Origin of the sequence: Staphylococcus coagulans (genome assembly GCF_002901995.1) — a bacterium.
Lineage (GTDB): Bacteria > Bacillota > Bacilli > Staphylococcales > Staphylococcaceae > Staphylococcus > Staphylococcus coagulans.
Genome location: NZ_PPQN01000040.1, coordinates 37649 through 53344 on the forward strand (window position 1 = coordinate 37649; position 15696 = coordinate 53344).

General features: G+C 35.2%; 17 protein-coding genes. 15 read left to right on the plus strand and 2 right to left on the minus strand.

What is annotated here, in order from left to right; all coding sequences use genetic code 11:
• Window positions 1-202 precede the first annotated feature (202 nt).
• The 15 genes from pta (at window position 203) to CD118_RS08810 (ending at window position 13495) form a co-directional block, all read left to right on the plus strand.
• Entirely contained in the window at window positions 203-1192 is a 990-nt protein-coding gene (gene pta / locus CD118_RS08740) for a phosphate acetyltransferase (RefSeq protein ID WP_050346048.1), read from the plus strand.
• The gene (locus tag CD118_RS08745; RefSeq protein WP_060830338.1) at window positions 1192-2028 is read left to right on the plus strand and encodes a lipoate--protein ligase family protein; all 837 of its coding nucleotides are present in this window, start codon (window positions 1192-1194) and stop codon (window positions 2026-2028) included. The genes pta and CD118_RS08745 overlap by 1 nt, the downstream gene beginning before the upstream one ends.
• 348 nt (window positions 2029-2376) lie before the next feature.
• Window positions 2377-2709 (plus strand): YuzB family protein, encoded by a 333-nt coding sequence (locus CD118_RS08750; RefSeq protein ID WP_050331722.1) that lies wholly within the window; start codon window positions 2377-2379, stop codon window positions 2707-2709.
• 279 nt (window positions 2710-2988) lie between these two features.
• Complete coding sequence (locus CD118_RS08755; protein WP_060830337.1) at window positions 2989-3525, plus strand: flavodoxin family protein; 537 nt, start codon at window positions 2989-2991, stop codon at window positions 3523-3525.
• 88 nt (window positions 3526-3613) lie between these two features.
• A complete protein-coding gene (locus tag CD118_RS08760) occupies window positions 3614-4093 on the plus strand; it encodes a GNAT family N-acetyltransferase (protein ID WP_050331720.1) in 480 nt (159 codons plus the stop codon).
• A 25-nt stretch (window positions 4094-4118) separates the two neighbouring features.
• Window positions 4119-5417, plus strand: coding sequence for an HD domain-containing protein (locus CD118_RS08765; RefSeq protein WP_050346044.1), 1299 nt, complete (start codon window positions 4119-4121; stop codon window positions 5415-5417).
• 208 nt (window positions 5418-5625) lie between these two features.
• Window positions 5626-6144 (plus strand): YwhD family protein, encoded by a 519-nt coding sequence (locus CD118_RS08770; protein ID WP_050331718.1) that lies wholly within the window; start codon window positions 5626-5628, stop codon window positions 6142-6144.
• A gap of 107 nt (window positions 6145-6251) precedes the next feature.
• Window positions 6252-6662 carry a YwiB family protein gene (locus CD118_RS08775; RefSeq protein WP_050331717.1) on the plus strand — a complete coding sequence of 137 codons (411 nt, stop codon included), beginning with the start codon at window positions 6252-6254 and terminating at the stop codon, window positions 6660-6662.
• Window position 6663: 1 nt separating this feature from the next.
• A complete protein-coding gene (gene argS, locus CD118_RS08780) occupies window positions 6664-8322 on the plus strand; it encodes an arginine--tRNA ligase (RefSeq protein ID WP_060830336.1) in 1659 nt (552 codons plus the stop codon).
• Window positions 8323-8566: 244 nt separating this feature from the next.
• Complete coding sequence (locus tag CD118_RS08785) at window positions 8567-9448, plus strand: ABC transporter substrate-binding protein (RefSeq protein ID WP_103356578.1); 882 nt, start codon at window positions 8567-8569, stop codon at window positions 9446-9448.
• A complete protein-coding gene (locus tag CD118_RS08790; RefSeq protein ID WP_103356579.1) occupies window positions 9438-10388 on the plus strand; it encodes a FecCD family ABC transporter permease in 951 nt (316 codons plus the stop codon). The genes CD118_RS08785 and CD118_RS08790 overlap by 11 nt, the downstream gene beginning before the upstream one ends.
• Before the next feature lie 56 nt (window positions 10389-10444).
• Window positions 10445-11149, plus strand: a complete 705-nt coding sequence (locus tag CD118_RS08795; protein ID WP_016424361.1) for an HAD family hydrolase — start codon at window positions 10445-10447, stop codon at window positions 11147-11149.
• Window positions 11149-11949: an alpha/beta fold hydrolase gene (locus CD118_RS08800; protein ID WP_050331713.1), complete on the plus strand. Its 801-nt coding sequence runs from the start codon at window positions 11149-11151 to the stop codon at window positions 11947-11949. Before CD118_RS08795 ends, CD118_RS08800 begins: the two co-directional genes overlap by 1 nt.
• Before the next feature lie 85 nt (window positions 11950-12034).
• The gene (locus CD118_RS08805) at window positions 12035-12541 is read left to right on the plus strand and encodes an SA0570 family protein (RefSeq protein WP_060830333.1); all 507 of its coding nucleotides are present in this window, start codon (window positions 12035-12037) and stop codon (window positions 12539-12541) included.
• A gap of 237 nt (window positions 12542-12778) precedes the next feature.
• On the plus strand, window positions 12779-13495 hold the full coding sequence (locus CD118_RS08810; protein ID WP_060830332.1) for a hypothetical protein: 717 nt from the start codon (window positions 12779-12781) through the stop codon (window positions 13493-13495).
• 380 nt (window positions 13496-13875) lie between these two features.
• Here CD118_RS08810 and sarA read toward each other — a convergent pair whose 3' ends face one another.
• Together sarA and CD118_RS08820 are read right to left on the minus strand one after the other, a co-directional pair.
• On the minus strand, window positions 13876-14247 hold the full coding sequence (gene sarA, locus CD118_RS08815; protein ID WP_016424365.1) for a global transcriptional regulator SarA: 372 nt from the start codon (window positions 14245-14247) through the stop codon (window positions 13876-13878).
• Window positions 14248-14614: 367 nt separating this feature from the next.
• Window positions 14615-15517: an efflux RND transporter periplasmic adaptor subunit gene (locus CD118_RS08820; protein WP_060830331.1), complete on the minus strand. Its 903-nt coding sequence runs from the start codon at window positions 15515-15517 to the stop codon at window positions 14615-14617.
• Window positions 15518-15696 lie beyond the last annotated feature (179 nt).

Genomic DNA, 15696 nt, shown 5'->3' on the forward strand with positions numbered 1-15696 from the left:
AAAGCTTGAAAAAGCGAAGGCGCAATCCAGCCATCAACTGCGCTCACTAGAGTTTACGCAAAAATTATACATGCAGGATAGAAATGGATTTGACTAGATCCCCCTATCCCTAGATTTACAGTGAGTGGCATGGAAATCTATGCTTAAATAACGTATAATAATAGATGGAAATTATTGAGAAGTAAAGCAGAGGAGGACAACAATGTCTAGTTTATTAGATGTTTTAAAAGACAAACTTTCAGGTAAAAATGTGCGTATCGTATTACCAGAAGGTGAAGATGAGCGTGTATTAACAGCAGCTGTAGAATTGCAAGGTTCTGATTACGTCACACCAATCGTTTTAGGGGATGTAGACAAAATTAATGCATTAGCAGCTGACAAATCTTTAAATATTGAAGGCTTAAAAGTCATTCACCCTGAAAACAGTGACTTAAAAGCCGAATTAGTTGAGAAATTTGTGGAAAGACGTAAAGGTAAAGCAACTGAAGAACAAGCGCAATCGTTCTTAAACGATGTGAACTACTTCGGTACAATGCTTGTTTACGCAGGTTATGCAGATGGATTAGTGAGCGGTGCAGCACATTCGACTGCAGATACAGTACGTCCCGCGCTTCAAATCATTAAAACAAAACCAGGTGTGTCTAAAACTTCTGGTGTGTTCTTTATGATTAAAGAAGATCAACAATTTATTTTTGGTGATTGTGCCATTAATCCAGAATTAGGTGCATCAGATTTAGCAGAAATTGCGGTTGAAAGTGCCAAAACAGCACAAAGCTTTGGAATGGATCCTCGCGTAGCTATGTTAAGTTTTTCAACAAAAGGTTCAGCAAAATCAGATGATACAGAAAAAGTTGTAGAAGCTGTTCAACTTGCTCAAGAAAAAATAGCTTCTGAAGGACTCTCGGACGTTGTCATTGATGGCGAATTCCAATTCGATGCTGCAATCGTACCAGAAGTTGCGAAGAAAAAAGCACCAGGTGCACAAATTCAAGGTGATGCAAACGTGTTCGTATTCCCAAGCTTAGAAGCAGGTAATATCGGTTACAAAATTGCTCAACGTTTAGGAGGATACGATGCAGTAGGACCTGTACTTCAAGGACTTAATTCACCAGTAAACGATTTATCACGTGGCTGTTCAACTGAAGACGTTTATAACTTATCTATTATTACTGCTGCACAAAGTTTACAATAATGGATTTAACATCAAAGTATTTTAATGGCCACACATGGCGCTATGTTGACCATTCTTCTGGTTTAGCGCCTATGCAATCATTTGCTTTTGATGATACGTTTTCGGAAAGTGTGGGCAAAGATTTATCTCCGAATGTAGTAAGAACATGGGTTCATCAACATACAGTGATTTTAGGTATTCACGATTCGCGACTTCCTCATTTGCAAGACGGTATTCGTTATTTGACAGATACACGCGGTTATAATGCGATTGTCCGTAATTCAGGTGGTTTAGGTGTTGTTTTAGATCAAGGTGTATTAAATATTTCACTGATGTTTAAAGGTAAAACGGAAACCTCTATCGATGAAGCTTTTACAGTGATGTACTTATTAATTAGCAAAATGTTTGAAGACGAAAATGTAGACATAGATACACACGAAATTCAACACTCTTATTGCCCAGGTAAGTTTGATTTGAGTATCAATAATAAAAAGTTTGCTGGCATCTCACAACGGCGTGTACGAGGTGGAATAGCTGTGCAAATTTATCTTTGTGTTGAAGGCTCAGGCAGTGAACGTGCTGAATTAATGCGTGCATTTTACGAACATGCGCTTCACGGTGAGAAGACAAAGTTTACGTATCCAAGCATTGAGCCAGAATGTATGGCATCTTTGGAAGAACTTTTAGGTCATTCTTTAACTGTTCAAGAGGTCATGTTTAAATTGCTTTATGCGATTAAAGATTTAGGTGGTACACTGAATATGGATCCAATTACTTCATTTGAATGGGAGCGCTATGAAGGGTATTACGAACGAATGTTAGCGCGTAACGCGAAAATGAATGCAAAAATGGAATAAATAGTGCCGTATTGATTTAAATGAACGATATTAATGAGATACAGGGTTCAATCTACAAAAAGTTTTAAATAAATTAAAAGCAGTAACTGACTGGATTGCACATATGCTTGAAGCAAGCTTTACTCAATTTTAGTCATTTGTGCTGGAGTGGAATAACGAAATTAAACCGATTTCTGTTCCACTCCTTTTTTAGGTTCTTTAATGTTGGGCGAGGGACGTTCTTAATAAGTTGTTAAGTGGCGTAAAAATATGGGTTGACGTTCATATCTCTAAAGATTTGTAACTTGAAAAATATTGAAAAAAGAGTAAAATGGATAGAGTTAAAAAATTGAGAGGTGGGACGCTAAAGTGAAAAATAAATTCATGGTTTGCGATGATTGCCAAGCGGTTAACATTAAAACATTGACGCAAAAGCTTAAAAAGTTAGATCCTGAAGCGGAAATTGAAGTGGGCTGTCAATCATACTGTGGACCAGGAAGACGTAAAACTTTTGCGTTTGTTAACAATCGACCACTCGCTGCGCAAACTGAGGAAGAATTGATAGAAAAGGTAACGAAACAACTCCAAAAACCAAGAGATCCAGAGGAAGAAGAACGTCTCAGAAAGCGTAATGAGGAGCGTAAGCGTCGAAAAGAAGAACAAGATCGGAAGCTGAAAGAAAAACTCGCTAAACGTCAATAAACGGTTAAATCATTGAATTGATTCAAAATAAATAAGAGAGAAATGGCGACAGACATGTACGGATATGCCGTTGTTTTACGGTGTGGCGCACCTAGAAATAATGATGTCATTTCAAATCCTTAAAAAGGTTAAGACGTGATGACGTCTTAGCCTTTTTTATGCGCTATAGTCGGTTTTGAAAACTTTGTTCAGGTGCAAGATAAAAGAAATCATGCATATTTAGCGCTTTACATGGGAATAGTATCCATACATTCAAAAAAGTAAGAGGGATGATAATTTATGATTACGGTGCTATTCGGGGGAAGTCGAGATCACGGCAATACGGCTGCACTGGTTAAAGAAGCATTAAACGGATACGACTATGAATGGATTAATTTGACAAAATTAAAGTTTAATCCAGTGAGAGATGTCAGACATCAACATGAAACGATACTAGATTACAATGACGACTATCAAGAAGTCATTGATAAAGTGCTACAAAGCGATGAAGTGATATTTGCTTCACCGGTTTATTGGTACAGTGTGAGTGCGACATTAAAATCATTTATTGACCATTGGTCGGAAACATTACAAGATCCGCGTTACGTTGATTTTAAAGAAAAAATGGCGAGAATCAACTTTAGATTAATTATTGTGGGTGGCGATAGTCCTAGAATTAAAGCGCTACCTTGCGTACAACAGATTGAATATAGTTTGCAGTATTTAGGTGCGCATTTACAAGACTATTTAATTGGCTATGCAGAACGCCCAGGAGATATTCGTGATGATAGCTATGCAATGAAAGAAGCAAAGCGTTGGAACCAGTTTTACGCGTGACGAAATAAATATTTTCAATCCTATTTAATTGTGCATTTATGGTATAATAGTATGTATTCTATAATGCAAGTAAGGAGCGAAATGTTGAATGTATGAAGTAAGAATTGCTACACCTGATGATGTCATTGGTATCCGCGATGTTGCGACCAAAGCGTGGTACAATACGTATTTGAATATTTATGCGGCTTCCACTGTGAATGAATTACTCGCGGCTTCATATAACGAAGAGCATTTGCGTAAAAGATTAGAAGACCAACTCTTTATTGTCGCAATTGAAGATAAAGAAGTGGTAGGTTTCGCTAACTTTATACAAGGAAGCGAACTTTATTTATCAGCGCATTATGTGCGTCCACACTCACAAAATAAAGGTTATGGACGTTTATTGTTAGAAAAAGGACTTTCACACTACGATGGTCAATATGATGCTGTCTACCTTGAAGTCGATACGCAAAATGAAAAAGGTGTCGCATTTTATGAACAAGAAGGCTTTGAAGTATTACGTACATATGAACATGTGATGTATGGTGAAACGATGCATCTCGCCCTTATGAAAAAAAGACTGAGATAAAATTGCGATTAAGGAGGATTTTCGATTGACGAAATCAACTTATGCAGCACGTAAATTACCAGAAGAAAAAGTTTTCAAAGATCCGATTCATCGCTATATACACGTACAAGATCAATTGATTTGGGATTTAATCAAAACAAAAGAATTCCAGAGGTTACGCCGAATTAAACAACTCGGTACGCTCAATTTAGCATTTCATACTGCTGAACATAGCCGTTTTGGTCATTCGCTTGGCGTTTATGAGATTGTTCGACGCATGATTGACGAATCGTTTAGAGGACGGCCAGAATGGAATGATGCAGATCGACCACTAGCGATGTGCGCAGCCTTGTTACACGACTTAGGACATGGCCCATTTTCCCATAGTTTTGAAAAAATCTTTGATACAGACCACGAAGCATATACTCAGGCGATTATTGTAGGAGACACGGAAGTCAATAAGGTACTGAAACGTGTCAGTGACACGTTTCCAAATGAAGTCGCCGAAGTGATTAATAAAACGCATGACAATAAGTTAGTCATTTCAATGATTTCATCACAAATTGATGCAGATCGAATGGATTACTTACAACGGGATGCTTATTTCACAGGTGTGTCTTATGGTATGTTTGATATGGAACGTATTTTAAGATTGATGCGCCCTTCGAAAGATGAGGTACTGATTAAAGAGAGCGGAATGCATGCCGTTGAAAACTTTATTATGAGTCGCTATCAAATGTATTGGCAAATCTACTTTCACCCTGTGAGTCGTGGTGGAGAGGTTTTGCTTAATCATTGTTTTAAACGCGCGAAATACTTATATGAGCAAGGCTATGCTTTTAAGATTTCTCCAAGAGATTTTGTGCCTTTTTTTGAGAATAGAGCAACAGTTGAAGAATATATTAAATTAGATGAAACAGATGTTACATATTACTTGAAAGAATGGATGGAAGAAACGGATCCGATTTTAAGTGATTTGTCGCGTCGCTTTATTAATCGTGATTTATTTAAGTATTTACCATTTGATGGTTCAATTATTACGATTACTGAGTTACGCGATCTATTTCAACAGGCGGGTATCGACCCTGACTATTATTTTGTCAGTGATTCATTTTCAGACTTACCTTATGATTATGACCGACCTGGATCTAATAGACAACCGATACATTTATTACAAAATAATGGTAGTATTCGAGAAATCAGTAGCCAATCGCTGATTATTTCAAGTATTACAGGTATTAAACGTGAAGACTATAAGCTCTATTATCCTAAAGAGCTTATTATTAATATTGAAGATCTCGAGATAAAAAGTACTATTATTAATCTTTTGAATGAGTTGAATTAATCAATTAGTGATTGAGAGAACCATGCGTTTTGCGTCATATGAAGGGGCACAAAAGATTATGTTGCCGTTAAGGATGGGGATTGGGCATACGCTTTGAATGAGGCGTGGCTTACTTCTTATTACTATTACTGATTGGGAAGACGTCTTTCAAATCAATTTTTATCCTTCACTTGTATTTGAGAGAACATGTTTGATGGAGGGATATGCAATGGCGGAGAAAAAAGGCTTTAATTTTAATATTATTAAAAAAGACCCGCTAGATGGTCATAAAGGGACGAATTTAGGTTCCATTAGTTTAGATAATGTGGCACCGGTTTTTATTGATATCGAAGCACAAGAAGCGTTTATAGATATTGGTGCGATGCATGCACGTGCTAAAGTAGAGCGTGGTGTGAAATGGATAACAGACAAGGAAATTGTTGATGTTGATGGCGCAAAAGCCTATTGGTTATGTTGGGTCACAACAGAAAGAGGAGAGCAAGGACCCTATTACGCTGGCGTGACTGCAGCTTATATGCTTGTTAATAAGTCAATTCGTCGGGGATATAAAAGTATGCCTGAACATGTGAATATGATGGATAAATCGATGAAGCACAAAGTCATTGTCGACCATATTGGTGCGGACAATCGTAAAGTCCTCGCTGAATTTTTAAAATCGCATCATCCTGAAATGTGGCGCAACTCAGATGTGACGTTGCATCAAGCGCTGAACGATGAAGCAAACTAACATTTTCCAGAAAAAGGGAGCCGGACATGATGTCTTGCTCTCTTTTCTTTATTGTATTGTGTGATATAATGGCTTGTATTATTCTATAAAGTAAGGTGAATGACACTGTGGAACATAATATCAAAGTTGATGTGCGTCAAATTGTAAAAAAAGATGGAGACAAGGACATTTTCTCCCATCAAACGACTGGGCAATGGTTGAAAAAAGATGCAGATTTCATTCGATATCATGAAAAAGTGGATGACGCTGCTGTAAATGTGACCGTAAAATTAGCGGATGACAGTATCAAGATTATTCGTAAAGGTGATATCAATATGACACTTCATTTTGTTGAAGGTCAAGATACGACCACATTTTATGAGTTTCCGCATGGTAAAATGGTGTTAACCGTCCATACAATGAGTATATTACATTTTGTGAGCGAAAATGGTGGAAAACTTAAAGTGTATTACGCCTTATTTCAAGGAAATGAACAGATTGGAAAATATCAATACGAAATTAAATATAAGGAGATATAAGATGAATATTATCGATCAAGTTAAAGACACTTTAGTTCAAGAAATTAAAAATAGTATTCAACAAGCGCAAATCGTGGACACAATTCCTGATATTAAAATTGAAATCCCAAAAGATAGTAAAAACGGGGATTATTCAACAAATATCGCTATGGTTTTAACAAAATTAGCAAAGCGCAATCCGAGAGAAATTGCACAACTTATTGTTGACCATTTAGATACGGAAGCGGCACATGTAAAATCTATCGATATCGCTGGACCAGGGTTTATTAATTTTTATTTAGACCCAAGTTATCTCAATGTTGTGATTGATCAAGCGTTAGAGCAAGATCTCGCATTTGGTCGTGTAGCTGAACCTAAAAATGAAAAGATTCTAGTTGAATATGTATCAGCCAATCCTACTGGAGATTTACATATTGGGCACGCACGTAACGCTGCAGTCGGAGATACGTTGAGTAATGTACTTGATGCAGCCGGCTATGACGTGACACGTGAATATTATATCAATGATGCAGGTAATCAAATCACAAACCTAGCCAAATCCATTGAAGCACGCTACTTACAACAATTAGGATATGATGCGGAAATGCCACAAGATGGCTATCATGGTCAAGACATTAAAAATATAGGTGCAGATTTAGCAGAAAAACAGCCGCATTTAGTTGATTTAGCAGAAGATGAACGTTTAAAAACGTTTAGAAAATTAGGTGTAGACTATGAAATGGAAAAATTAAAGCAAGATCTTGCTGATTTTAATACGCATTTTGATCATTGGTTTAGCGAAACATCGCTCTATGAGAAAAATGAAATTAAAGCGGTTCTCGCTAAAATGGATGAATTAGGCTACACGTATGAAAAAGATGGCGCAACCTGGTTACGTACGACTGATTTTAAAGACGATAAAGATCGTGTATTAATCAAAAAGGATGGTACTTATACGTACTTCCTACCTGATATTGCGTATCATTATGATAAAATTCAACGTGGTAATCAAAAACTAATCAACTTGTTCGGCGCAGATCATCATGGCTATATTAATCGTCTGAAAGCTTCATTAGAGACATTTGGTGTTGATAGTAATCGTTTAGAAATACAAATTATGCAAATGGTACGTTTAATGCAGGATGGCGAAGAAGTCAAAATGAGTAAACGTACAGGAAATGCCATTACACTACGAGAAATTATGGATGAAGTGGGTGTAGATGCAGCACGTTATTTCTTAACAATGCGTAGCCCAGACACACATTTTGACTTTGATATGGCGCTTGCAAAAGAGCAATCACAAGATAACCCTGTATATTATGCGCAGTATGCACATGCACGTATTTGCTCTATCTTAAGACAAGCAAAAGCACAAGGTTATCAAGTAGAAAAAGGTGCAGATTATCAAACAATCACAAATGAAAAAGCGATTGAATTATTAAAGAAAATCGCCGAATTTGAACCGATGATTGAAAGTGCAGCAGAAGCGAGAGCCCCTCATCGTGTGACAAATTATATTCAAGATTTAGCTGCGCATTTCCATAAATTTTATAACGCAGAAAAAGTGTTAACAGAAGACGATGCAAAAACTCGGGCCCACATCGCATTAGTTGATGCAGTGCGTATCACTTTACGAAATGCATTACATTTAGTCGGCGTTTCTGCACCAGAACAAATGTAAAATTAGACTATAAATCATAAAATTAAAAGTAAAGTAAGGTAGAAATCTAGCAAACGAACATAGGTTTCTGCCTTCTTTTTGGTTATTCAATCTTCGAATATGCGTAAAAATTGATTTTGGGTCAAGGGATGATTGTGATAGGGCTTCGAATTTTACATTATTTATTATAGAAAATAATTTTTATGCACCATTAAACTTTAGAAAATGATAAGATATACGAAATAATTAAAATAGGAGTGAAACCATGAGGGGGAAAAGTTTTATAAGCATCTTACTACTCATTGTAGTTGTGCTTGCAGGCTGTAATTTTAATGCAAATCAATCTAAGGATACGGGAAAATCAACGAATAAAGTACCAGAGCGCATTATTTCTTTGATGCCTAGTAACACAGAGGTATTATATGCATTAGGCATCGGTGATAAAGTTACCGGCGTTTCTACAGTGGATGATTATCCAAAGGAAGTAAAACAAAAGGAAAAATTTGATGCGATGCATTTAAATAAAGAAGCTTTGATTAAAGCGCAACCAGATTTAATCTTAGCGCATGAATCTCAAAAAGCGACACAAGGAAAAGTGTTAAAAGATTTGAGTGAAAGTGGTATTAAAGTGGCATATGTGAAAGATGCCCAATCAATTAATGAAATGTATGAATCATTTGAACAAATCGGAAAGCTTACAGGTAGAGAAAAACAAGCAAAATCTTTAATCGATGAGACAAAAGCAAATATTAAGAAAGTAACAGATAGTGTTCCAAAACAGAAAAAAGAGCCTAAAGTATTTATTGAAATTGCTTCAGAACCAGAAATTTATACCGCTGGAAAAGGCACATTTATGAATGACATGCTTAAACAACTGCACGCTAAAAATGTATTTGATGATACAGAAGGATGGCCGAAAGTGAGTAAAGAGCAAATTATAAAGAAAGATCCTGATGTCATGGTGTCGACTGCAGGCGTTTCAACAAAGGACTATCAACAAAGCGTGAAACAACGTGGTGGTTTTGAACAAATTCGCGCAGTGAAAAAAGAGAGCGTCGTGGCTTTAAATGATGATATGTTGTCTCGACCTGGACCACGCTTAGATGATGCCATGAAATTGTTAAGAGATGCCATATATGAAAAATAAGGCCTTGCGTGGCTTAATCAGCATAATGCTTTGGATAATTGCACTGATTGTTGTCTGTGCGTATGGCCTTCTTAGCCAAATTGAATGGGGAACTCCTTTGGCGGCAACATTGATATTAGAGGTCAGACTCCCACGCGTATTATTAGCACTTTTATCAGGCATGGGTTTAACTTTAGCGGGGCAAATGTTCCAAATTATTTTGAACAATCCACTGGCAGACAGTTTTACGCTAGGGCTGGCAAATGGTGCGACAGTGGGTGCAGCATGCGCTGTTCTTTTAGGCCTATCTTTTAGTTGGATTGCCCCGTTTGCGATGATAATGGGGATGGTCTCACTTTTCATTGTGATTGCTGTCGCATATTTCATAACACGCGGTTATCCCACGCGTTCACTGATTCTAGCCGGAATATTAATTGGTTCTCTGCTAAACGCGATATTATTTTTAATGGTGCAATTTAATCCTACAAAATTACGAAATATCGTTGCCTATATGTTCGGTGGTTTTTCAGCTTCGGAATATCGCGAGGTCATCTATGTCAGTATCGTTTTAGGTCTAACATTAGGCGCAATTTTGATATGTCTTCCTAAAATTAAGCTATTACAAATGAATACGTTATCAAGTGCTGCTTTAGGTCTTCATGTAGAACGTTTATCAATCGTAGTTTTATTATTGTCGACGGCAATTTCAACCGTTATTATAGGCTTTGTTGGTGTCATAGGATTTATTGGCATGGTGATTCCTCAATTTGTACATCGTATCAGTCAACAATCCCTTACGATTAAAGTGCTGCTTAATCTCGTCATCGGGGGAACCATGATGGTATTAGCAGACGTCTTAGGCACTCAATTGCTTGCGCCTATTCAAATACCGGCAAGCATTGTATTGGCAATAATAGGTATTCCTTTAATGTTTTATCTCATGATAGTTGAACGGCGATAGGCAATTGACTATGATAGAGTTATGTAATTTTCAAGAATAACAATGAGGGGAAATCAATGGACTTAACACAAATTAAAGCAATAATATTTGATTTAGAAGGTACTTTATTGGATCGTAAAAAGTCTCGAGATAAATTTATCGAAGAGCAGTATGAGCGATTTCATGATTACTTAGTACGTGTACAGGCCTCGGATTTTCGTAAAAAATTCATTGAATTAGATGACGATGAAGACCATGATAAACCGGACTTATACAAAGAAATTATTAAGCAGTTCAACGTTGATCGATTAAGTTGGAAGGACTTATTTCATGACTTTGAAATGCATTTTTATCGTTATGTATTCCCATTTTACGACACGAACTATACGTTAGAAAGATTGAAAGCAGCGGGATATAAGATTGGCGTTATTGCGAATGGTAAATCTAAAATTAAACAGTATCGTGTTTATGCGCTAGGTATTGAAGAATACGTCAATCATTTATCCACTTCAGAAACGGTCGGCTTCCGCAAACCACACCCACGTATTTATGAGGATATTTTAGAAAAGTTAGATGTTCAACCCGAAGAGGTTATATATGTCGGGGATGATGCATTAAACGATGTTGCGCCGGCACATGCGATGGGAATGGTAAGTGTTTGGTATCGTCATGAAGGACAAGAAGATGAAGTCGTTCCTCTAGATTCAGAAATGGATTATGAAATCACAACACTTGAAGAGTTGTTAGATATTTTAAATGTAAAGCGGGAGGCTGAAAAGTAATGGAACTATTTAGGACATCTGATGGTACGGCATTAAATTATCGCTCAATGGGTAAAGGTTATCCCATCGTTATGATACATTCGATATATATGAACCATACGGTTTTTGAAGACATTGCCACACGATTGGCACGTTATTTTCAAGTTATATTAATCGATTTACGTGGACATGGTTATTCTGATAAACCTTTGGCGATTGATTTTCATGAATATAGCCAAGATATAAAAGAGCTAATGGACTTTCTTTACATTGAAAGTGCGACAGTAATAGGTAATGAGTTAGGTAGCGCGGTCGCGTTAGATTTGACTTTGAGTGCGTCAAATAAAGTTTCTGAGTTAATACTGATTAATCCTACTGCTGATGATACTTTATTACCACATGAGCGATTATTTCGCAAATACGCAGAAACAATTCGAACATGTAATGAATCTGAACAAGAAAAGTTTTTAGAGAAGCATTTATATCATTCTAAAGGAAAAGTGCGTAAATTTCTTAAAAATGTGAATGATTCTGAGGCGTTATTAACAGATTATGAAAAAACAGCTGTTGATCATTCATTTACGGAAAATGGATTAGAAAAGATTTTACCTGAAATTCACGTGAGAACGCTCATTATTGCAGGTCAGGCAAATGAACGTGTGACACCGAATGAGTCAAAGCATGTTGCAGAGTTAATGCCAAATGCAACATATGAATTATTTAATAAGTCAGGTGTTTACCCATTTGTAGAAGAAAAAGAAAAATTTCTTAAACAAGTCAAAGATTTTATGCAAAGAACGACGCATCATATGGAGTTGTAATGTTTTTGTAATCAAATTGTTATTTTATGGTGATTACGGGTATGGATAACTAAAGATAACGGCATAAAAAAGGAGTGTGCGCTTTATGAAAAAGCTAGTCAGTGCAATACTTATCGCATGTGTGACATTGTTGACTACGTACACAGGAACAGCAAACGCAATGACAGGAAATGATTTGGAGTCAGTTAAAGCATTACAAAATGGTGATCAAACAATTGAAGGGGTAACAATTGGTCAAAGTTTGAAAGATGTTTTTCGTGAAAAAGGAAAAGGGATTCATACGCAACAAGCCTATGGACACGATCATTATTATGAGTATCATACTAAAAAAGGGCTTATGATTGTAACTACAAATGGACAAAGTGAGCAGTCTAAAGTAAAAAGAATTAGTATGAGTTATCAAGCACTCAACGGACCAAGTTATGAGGATGTAAAAAAAGAAGTTAGCCAAAAAGCGATTACACGTGCACATTATAATTCTGTGACAGGAAATAATGGTTACGTGGTAGATGGCAAAGTAGCTTATCAATTTGCATCTAAAAATCCAAAAGATCATCACTTAAAACTTTATCGCATTGATTTAGAAGCTTAAACGTAAGAGGCATCCTTTAAAGATATCTTTTGTGCATGACCTTGATAGGGCGGGGCAATGAAATCAAAATGATTTCTGCCACGCTCCTTTTTATTTTATAGACTTTGTAATCAATATTATTTTGCAAATATCAATCAAAAGATAGTAACTCAAATAAGACTTCATTAAATTGTTGGTGGCGTATGCGTTAGGTTTTTAATATAATATGATTATGTATTAAGTGAGACGGAGGATTATATGAGAGTCAATAATCGTACTTTGCTAGAGAATGTAGAAGATTATTTGAAGCATAAAGGTGTTTCTCCGCATTTGATTGATGATGTAAAAGAAAATTTAAGAAAAGATATTCAAAAATCAGAAGCGGAAGATAAAGATTACATTGAGTATCGCCATAAATCACCTGCTGAAATTATATTAATTATTCAAAAGAATTTGTTTACACTACAGTTTAATCCAGTGGTGTTTTTTATTATCAACTTTATCTTGATTTCATATCTATATGATAAACAGCTCGTTGCATTTGGTGCTGCAACAGGCTTATCATTAGTTTATATTTTAATTATTTTACCCATTTCAATTATTATTTATATACGCATCATGCATAAAAATTATTTATATCGCAACAAATTCGAAAGTTATATCGGTGTCATTTTAGCACTCATTGCGTTTGTTTTAATTATGATGAATGCCTTCGATTTTAATTTAGGTATTCATGTCGTCACACAATACGCACATATGGCTGTAGCATTTATTGGGTTAATAATTATGAGTATAGGTCTGTATTTAAAACATCTTGAATACACTGGCATCGGTTTACTACTATTGCAAAAGACGATTGATGTTATAATTTCTGATGGACAAGCAGCACAATTAATTTCCATAGCGATATGGGTGATGATTCTTGTCCTGATTATTTTTTACACCATTGAATTATCTTCAAGAACGAAATCATAAGATTCACATATTTAAGGCGTATTAAATGGAAAATATAAAATCATAAAAAAGTGATTAAAAAGAGTGAGTAAAACAATGAACGTGATGGTTCATTCGCTTTATTCACTTTTTTATTAAAACGAGGGTTTTATGAAGTATCATTTAAAGGTTAAATGATCTTTAAGTAGAAAATATATAAGCACCGCACGCAATAAAGAGAGTTAGAAAATTGAGTGTAGCAGTGCGAGATGATAGGTATCCTAAAAACCACTCATCCTAAGTACAACCATATGAGAAATGGTCGATTTTGTGAGTGGTTTTTAATTTAATTAATCTCATTTGTGTTGAGACTTTCCCCATATTAAGATGAATGATTTATGAATAATCATTGATGTAAATTCTTATTGCGGTCTAATATCAGTAGATTTGATCGTTTCATTCACACGTTCTAATAAAGCATTAATTTTTTCGCGTTGTTCATCATTAATCAAAATAAGTACTGTACGCTCGTCATTTTCATTACGACGCTTATCGAAATAACCTTCTTGAGATAAATTTTTAACAGCTTTAACAACTTGAGGTTGCTTGTAATTCAAGTTGTTAATAATATCTTTCAAGTAGTATTCCTCTTCAATACGATAGCTTAAATGTGTTAAAACAGCGAACTCTTCAAAACTAATTTTGAACTCCTTTTTAATCACACTTTTCAATCTATCAGCATAAGTAACCATGGATAATAATTCAAAACAATCTTTGACTCTTGTAACAGCCATTCTCATAACCTCCCATTTGTATAACCCTTAAAAAATTAACTCAAATCATAATACGCATATATGCTATAAATATCAATGAATTAATCCAGTGCTCACTTTATATTATAGCAAACAAAGTCTATCTTACACCATAATAATATGCGATTATAATTTATATTTAATTTATTTCGCGTGCAATTATTTATTACAGCATATCTAATTGGTGTAAAATTGTAAAATAAGAAAGATATCTGTAGAACAATCTTAAACGAAATGATGCTTATTCATTCTCTGCAATATAACTTCTTATATAATGCTCTTTTACCCACTATTCCCTTTAAATAACTAAAAATTGCAATAAAATGTAAAAAAATGATAAATATCATGTTTAACTTGGTTCTAAAATATTTGCATTTGGATTTCTAACAACTTTTTCTCCAATAAAAACCCCTTTATCAATTAAAAGTTGCTCATTTATTCTATCATAATTTATTATTCGTTTAATGAATTTTCCATTCTTATTTATAACAACAGAATTACGGTCAAAAAGAGTGTCTTGGGGTAAGACAATACGTGGTTGTTCGATTTGTAAAGTGAAGTGTGTACCAATAGGAAAGCTTTCGGCTACTTTAACATTGAATGAATAAGTGGAAAAACTTGAAGGATTGTCAGAAGTGGTAGGTACTGGAGATATAGAAGTCACCGTGCCTTTGTAAGTTTTGGTATCAAAAACTTTCTTGACAGATACAGGCTGATTAACTTTGATTTTCGCATACAAATTTTCTGGAACTTTAAATGAAAGATGCTGTTTTTTGGAATAAATCTCAAGTATTTTTTCGTTCTGGAGACTTGGGAAATGTTTGTGCAAATGCACGATTCCTTCAAAGGGGGATTTGATTGTTGTGTCTTGTTGCTCTTGGAGTTGGGCAATCTGAGCACGATAGTTTAAGGTGTTGGAAGGGTTTCGATTTTGTTGAATAAGATGGGAAAGAAAGTTGATTTGGTGGGATTTAGAAGCGTTGTGGAAAGTGAGAAGTGAATCATTTATTTTTACAGATTGTCCATCGACAACCTCAATCTTTTTAATTTCTCCTAGTGCTGTTTGATTTACAATTACTTTTTGATAGTCCGATTGCACAATGCCATTTAACACTAAAGGCTGGGAAGCACTGGCACGCACCATTTTTAAATCAGAGTTTTCTGATTGGTTATTAAAAAATAAAAAGAATGTCATAAAAGAAAAGGGCAGCAAAATAAATAATAAGACAATAAATATTAATTTTTTTGACATCCGGGCACCTCATATCAAATAGATATTTATATTATACTGAGTTATAAATGGGATGCAAGTTGAAAAATATATAATATCAATTTTTTTATTTATATATGAATGAATATCGTAAACTTAAATGTTTTGATGATGACGGACTATAATTGTGCAAAATATAGAAGAGATAATGACTAAAAAAG

Excerpts from the sequence above, each read along its gene's own strand:
- pta (WP_050346048.1), top strand. The coding sequence starts at position 203 with ATGTCTAGTTTATTAGATGTTTTAAAAGACAAACTTTCAGGTAAAAAT.
- CD118_RS08745 (WP_060830338.1), top strand. The coding sequence starts at position 1,192 with ATGGATTTAACATCAAAGTATTTTAATGGCCACACATGGCGCTATGTT.
- CD118_RS08755 (WP_060830337.1), top strand. The coding sequence starts at position 2,989 with ATGATTACGGTGCTATTCGGGGGAAGTCGAGATCACGGCAATACGGCT.
- CD118_RS08760 (WP_050331720.1), top strand. The coding sequence starts at position 3,614 with ATGTATGAAGTAAGAATTGCTACACCTGATGATGTCATTGGTATCCGC.
- CD118_RS08770 (WP_050331718.1), top strand. The coding sequence starts at position 5,626 with ATGGCGGAGAAAAAAGGCTTTAATTTTAATATTATTAAAAAAGACCCG.
- argS (WP_060830336.1), top strand. The coding sequence starts at position 6,664 with ATGAATATTATCGATCAAGTTAAAGACACTTTAGTTCAAGAAATTAAA.
- CD118_RS08785 (WP_103356578.1), top strand. The coding sequence starts at position 8,567 with ATGAGGGGGAAAAGTTTTATAAGCATCTTACTACTCATTGTAGTTGTG.
- CD118_RS08790 (WP_103356579.1), top strand. The coding sequence starts at position 9,438 with ATGAAAAATAAGGCCTTGCGTGGCTTAATCAGCATAATGCTTTGGATA.
- CD118_RS08795 (WP_016424361.1), top strand. The coding sequence starts at position 10,445 with ATGGACTTAACACAAATTAAAGCAATAATATTTGATTTAGAAGGTACT.
- CD118_RS08800 (WP_050331713.1), top strand. The coding sequence starts at position 11,149 with ATGGAACTATTTAGGACATCTGATGGTACGGCATTAAATTATCGCTCA.
- CD118_RS08805 (WP_060830333.1), top strand. The coding sequence starts at position 12,035 with ATGAAAAAGCTAGTCAGTGCAATACTTATCGCATGTGTGACATTGTTG.
- CD118_RS08810 (WP_060830332.1), top strand. The coding sequence starts at position 12,779 with ATGAGAGTCAATAATCGTACTTTGCTAGAGAATGTAGAAGATTATTTG.
- sarA (WP_016424365.1), bottom strand. The coding sequence starts at position 14,247 with ATGGCTGTTACAAGAGTCAAAGATTGTTTTGAATTATTATCCATGGTT.
- CD118_RS08820 (WP_060830331.1), bottom strand. The coding sequence starts at position 15,517 with ATGTCAAAAAAATTAATATTTATTGTCTTATTATTTATTTTGCTGCCC.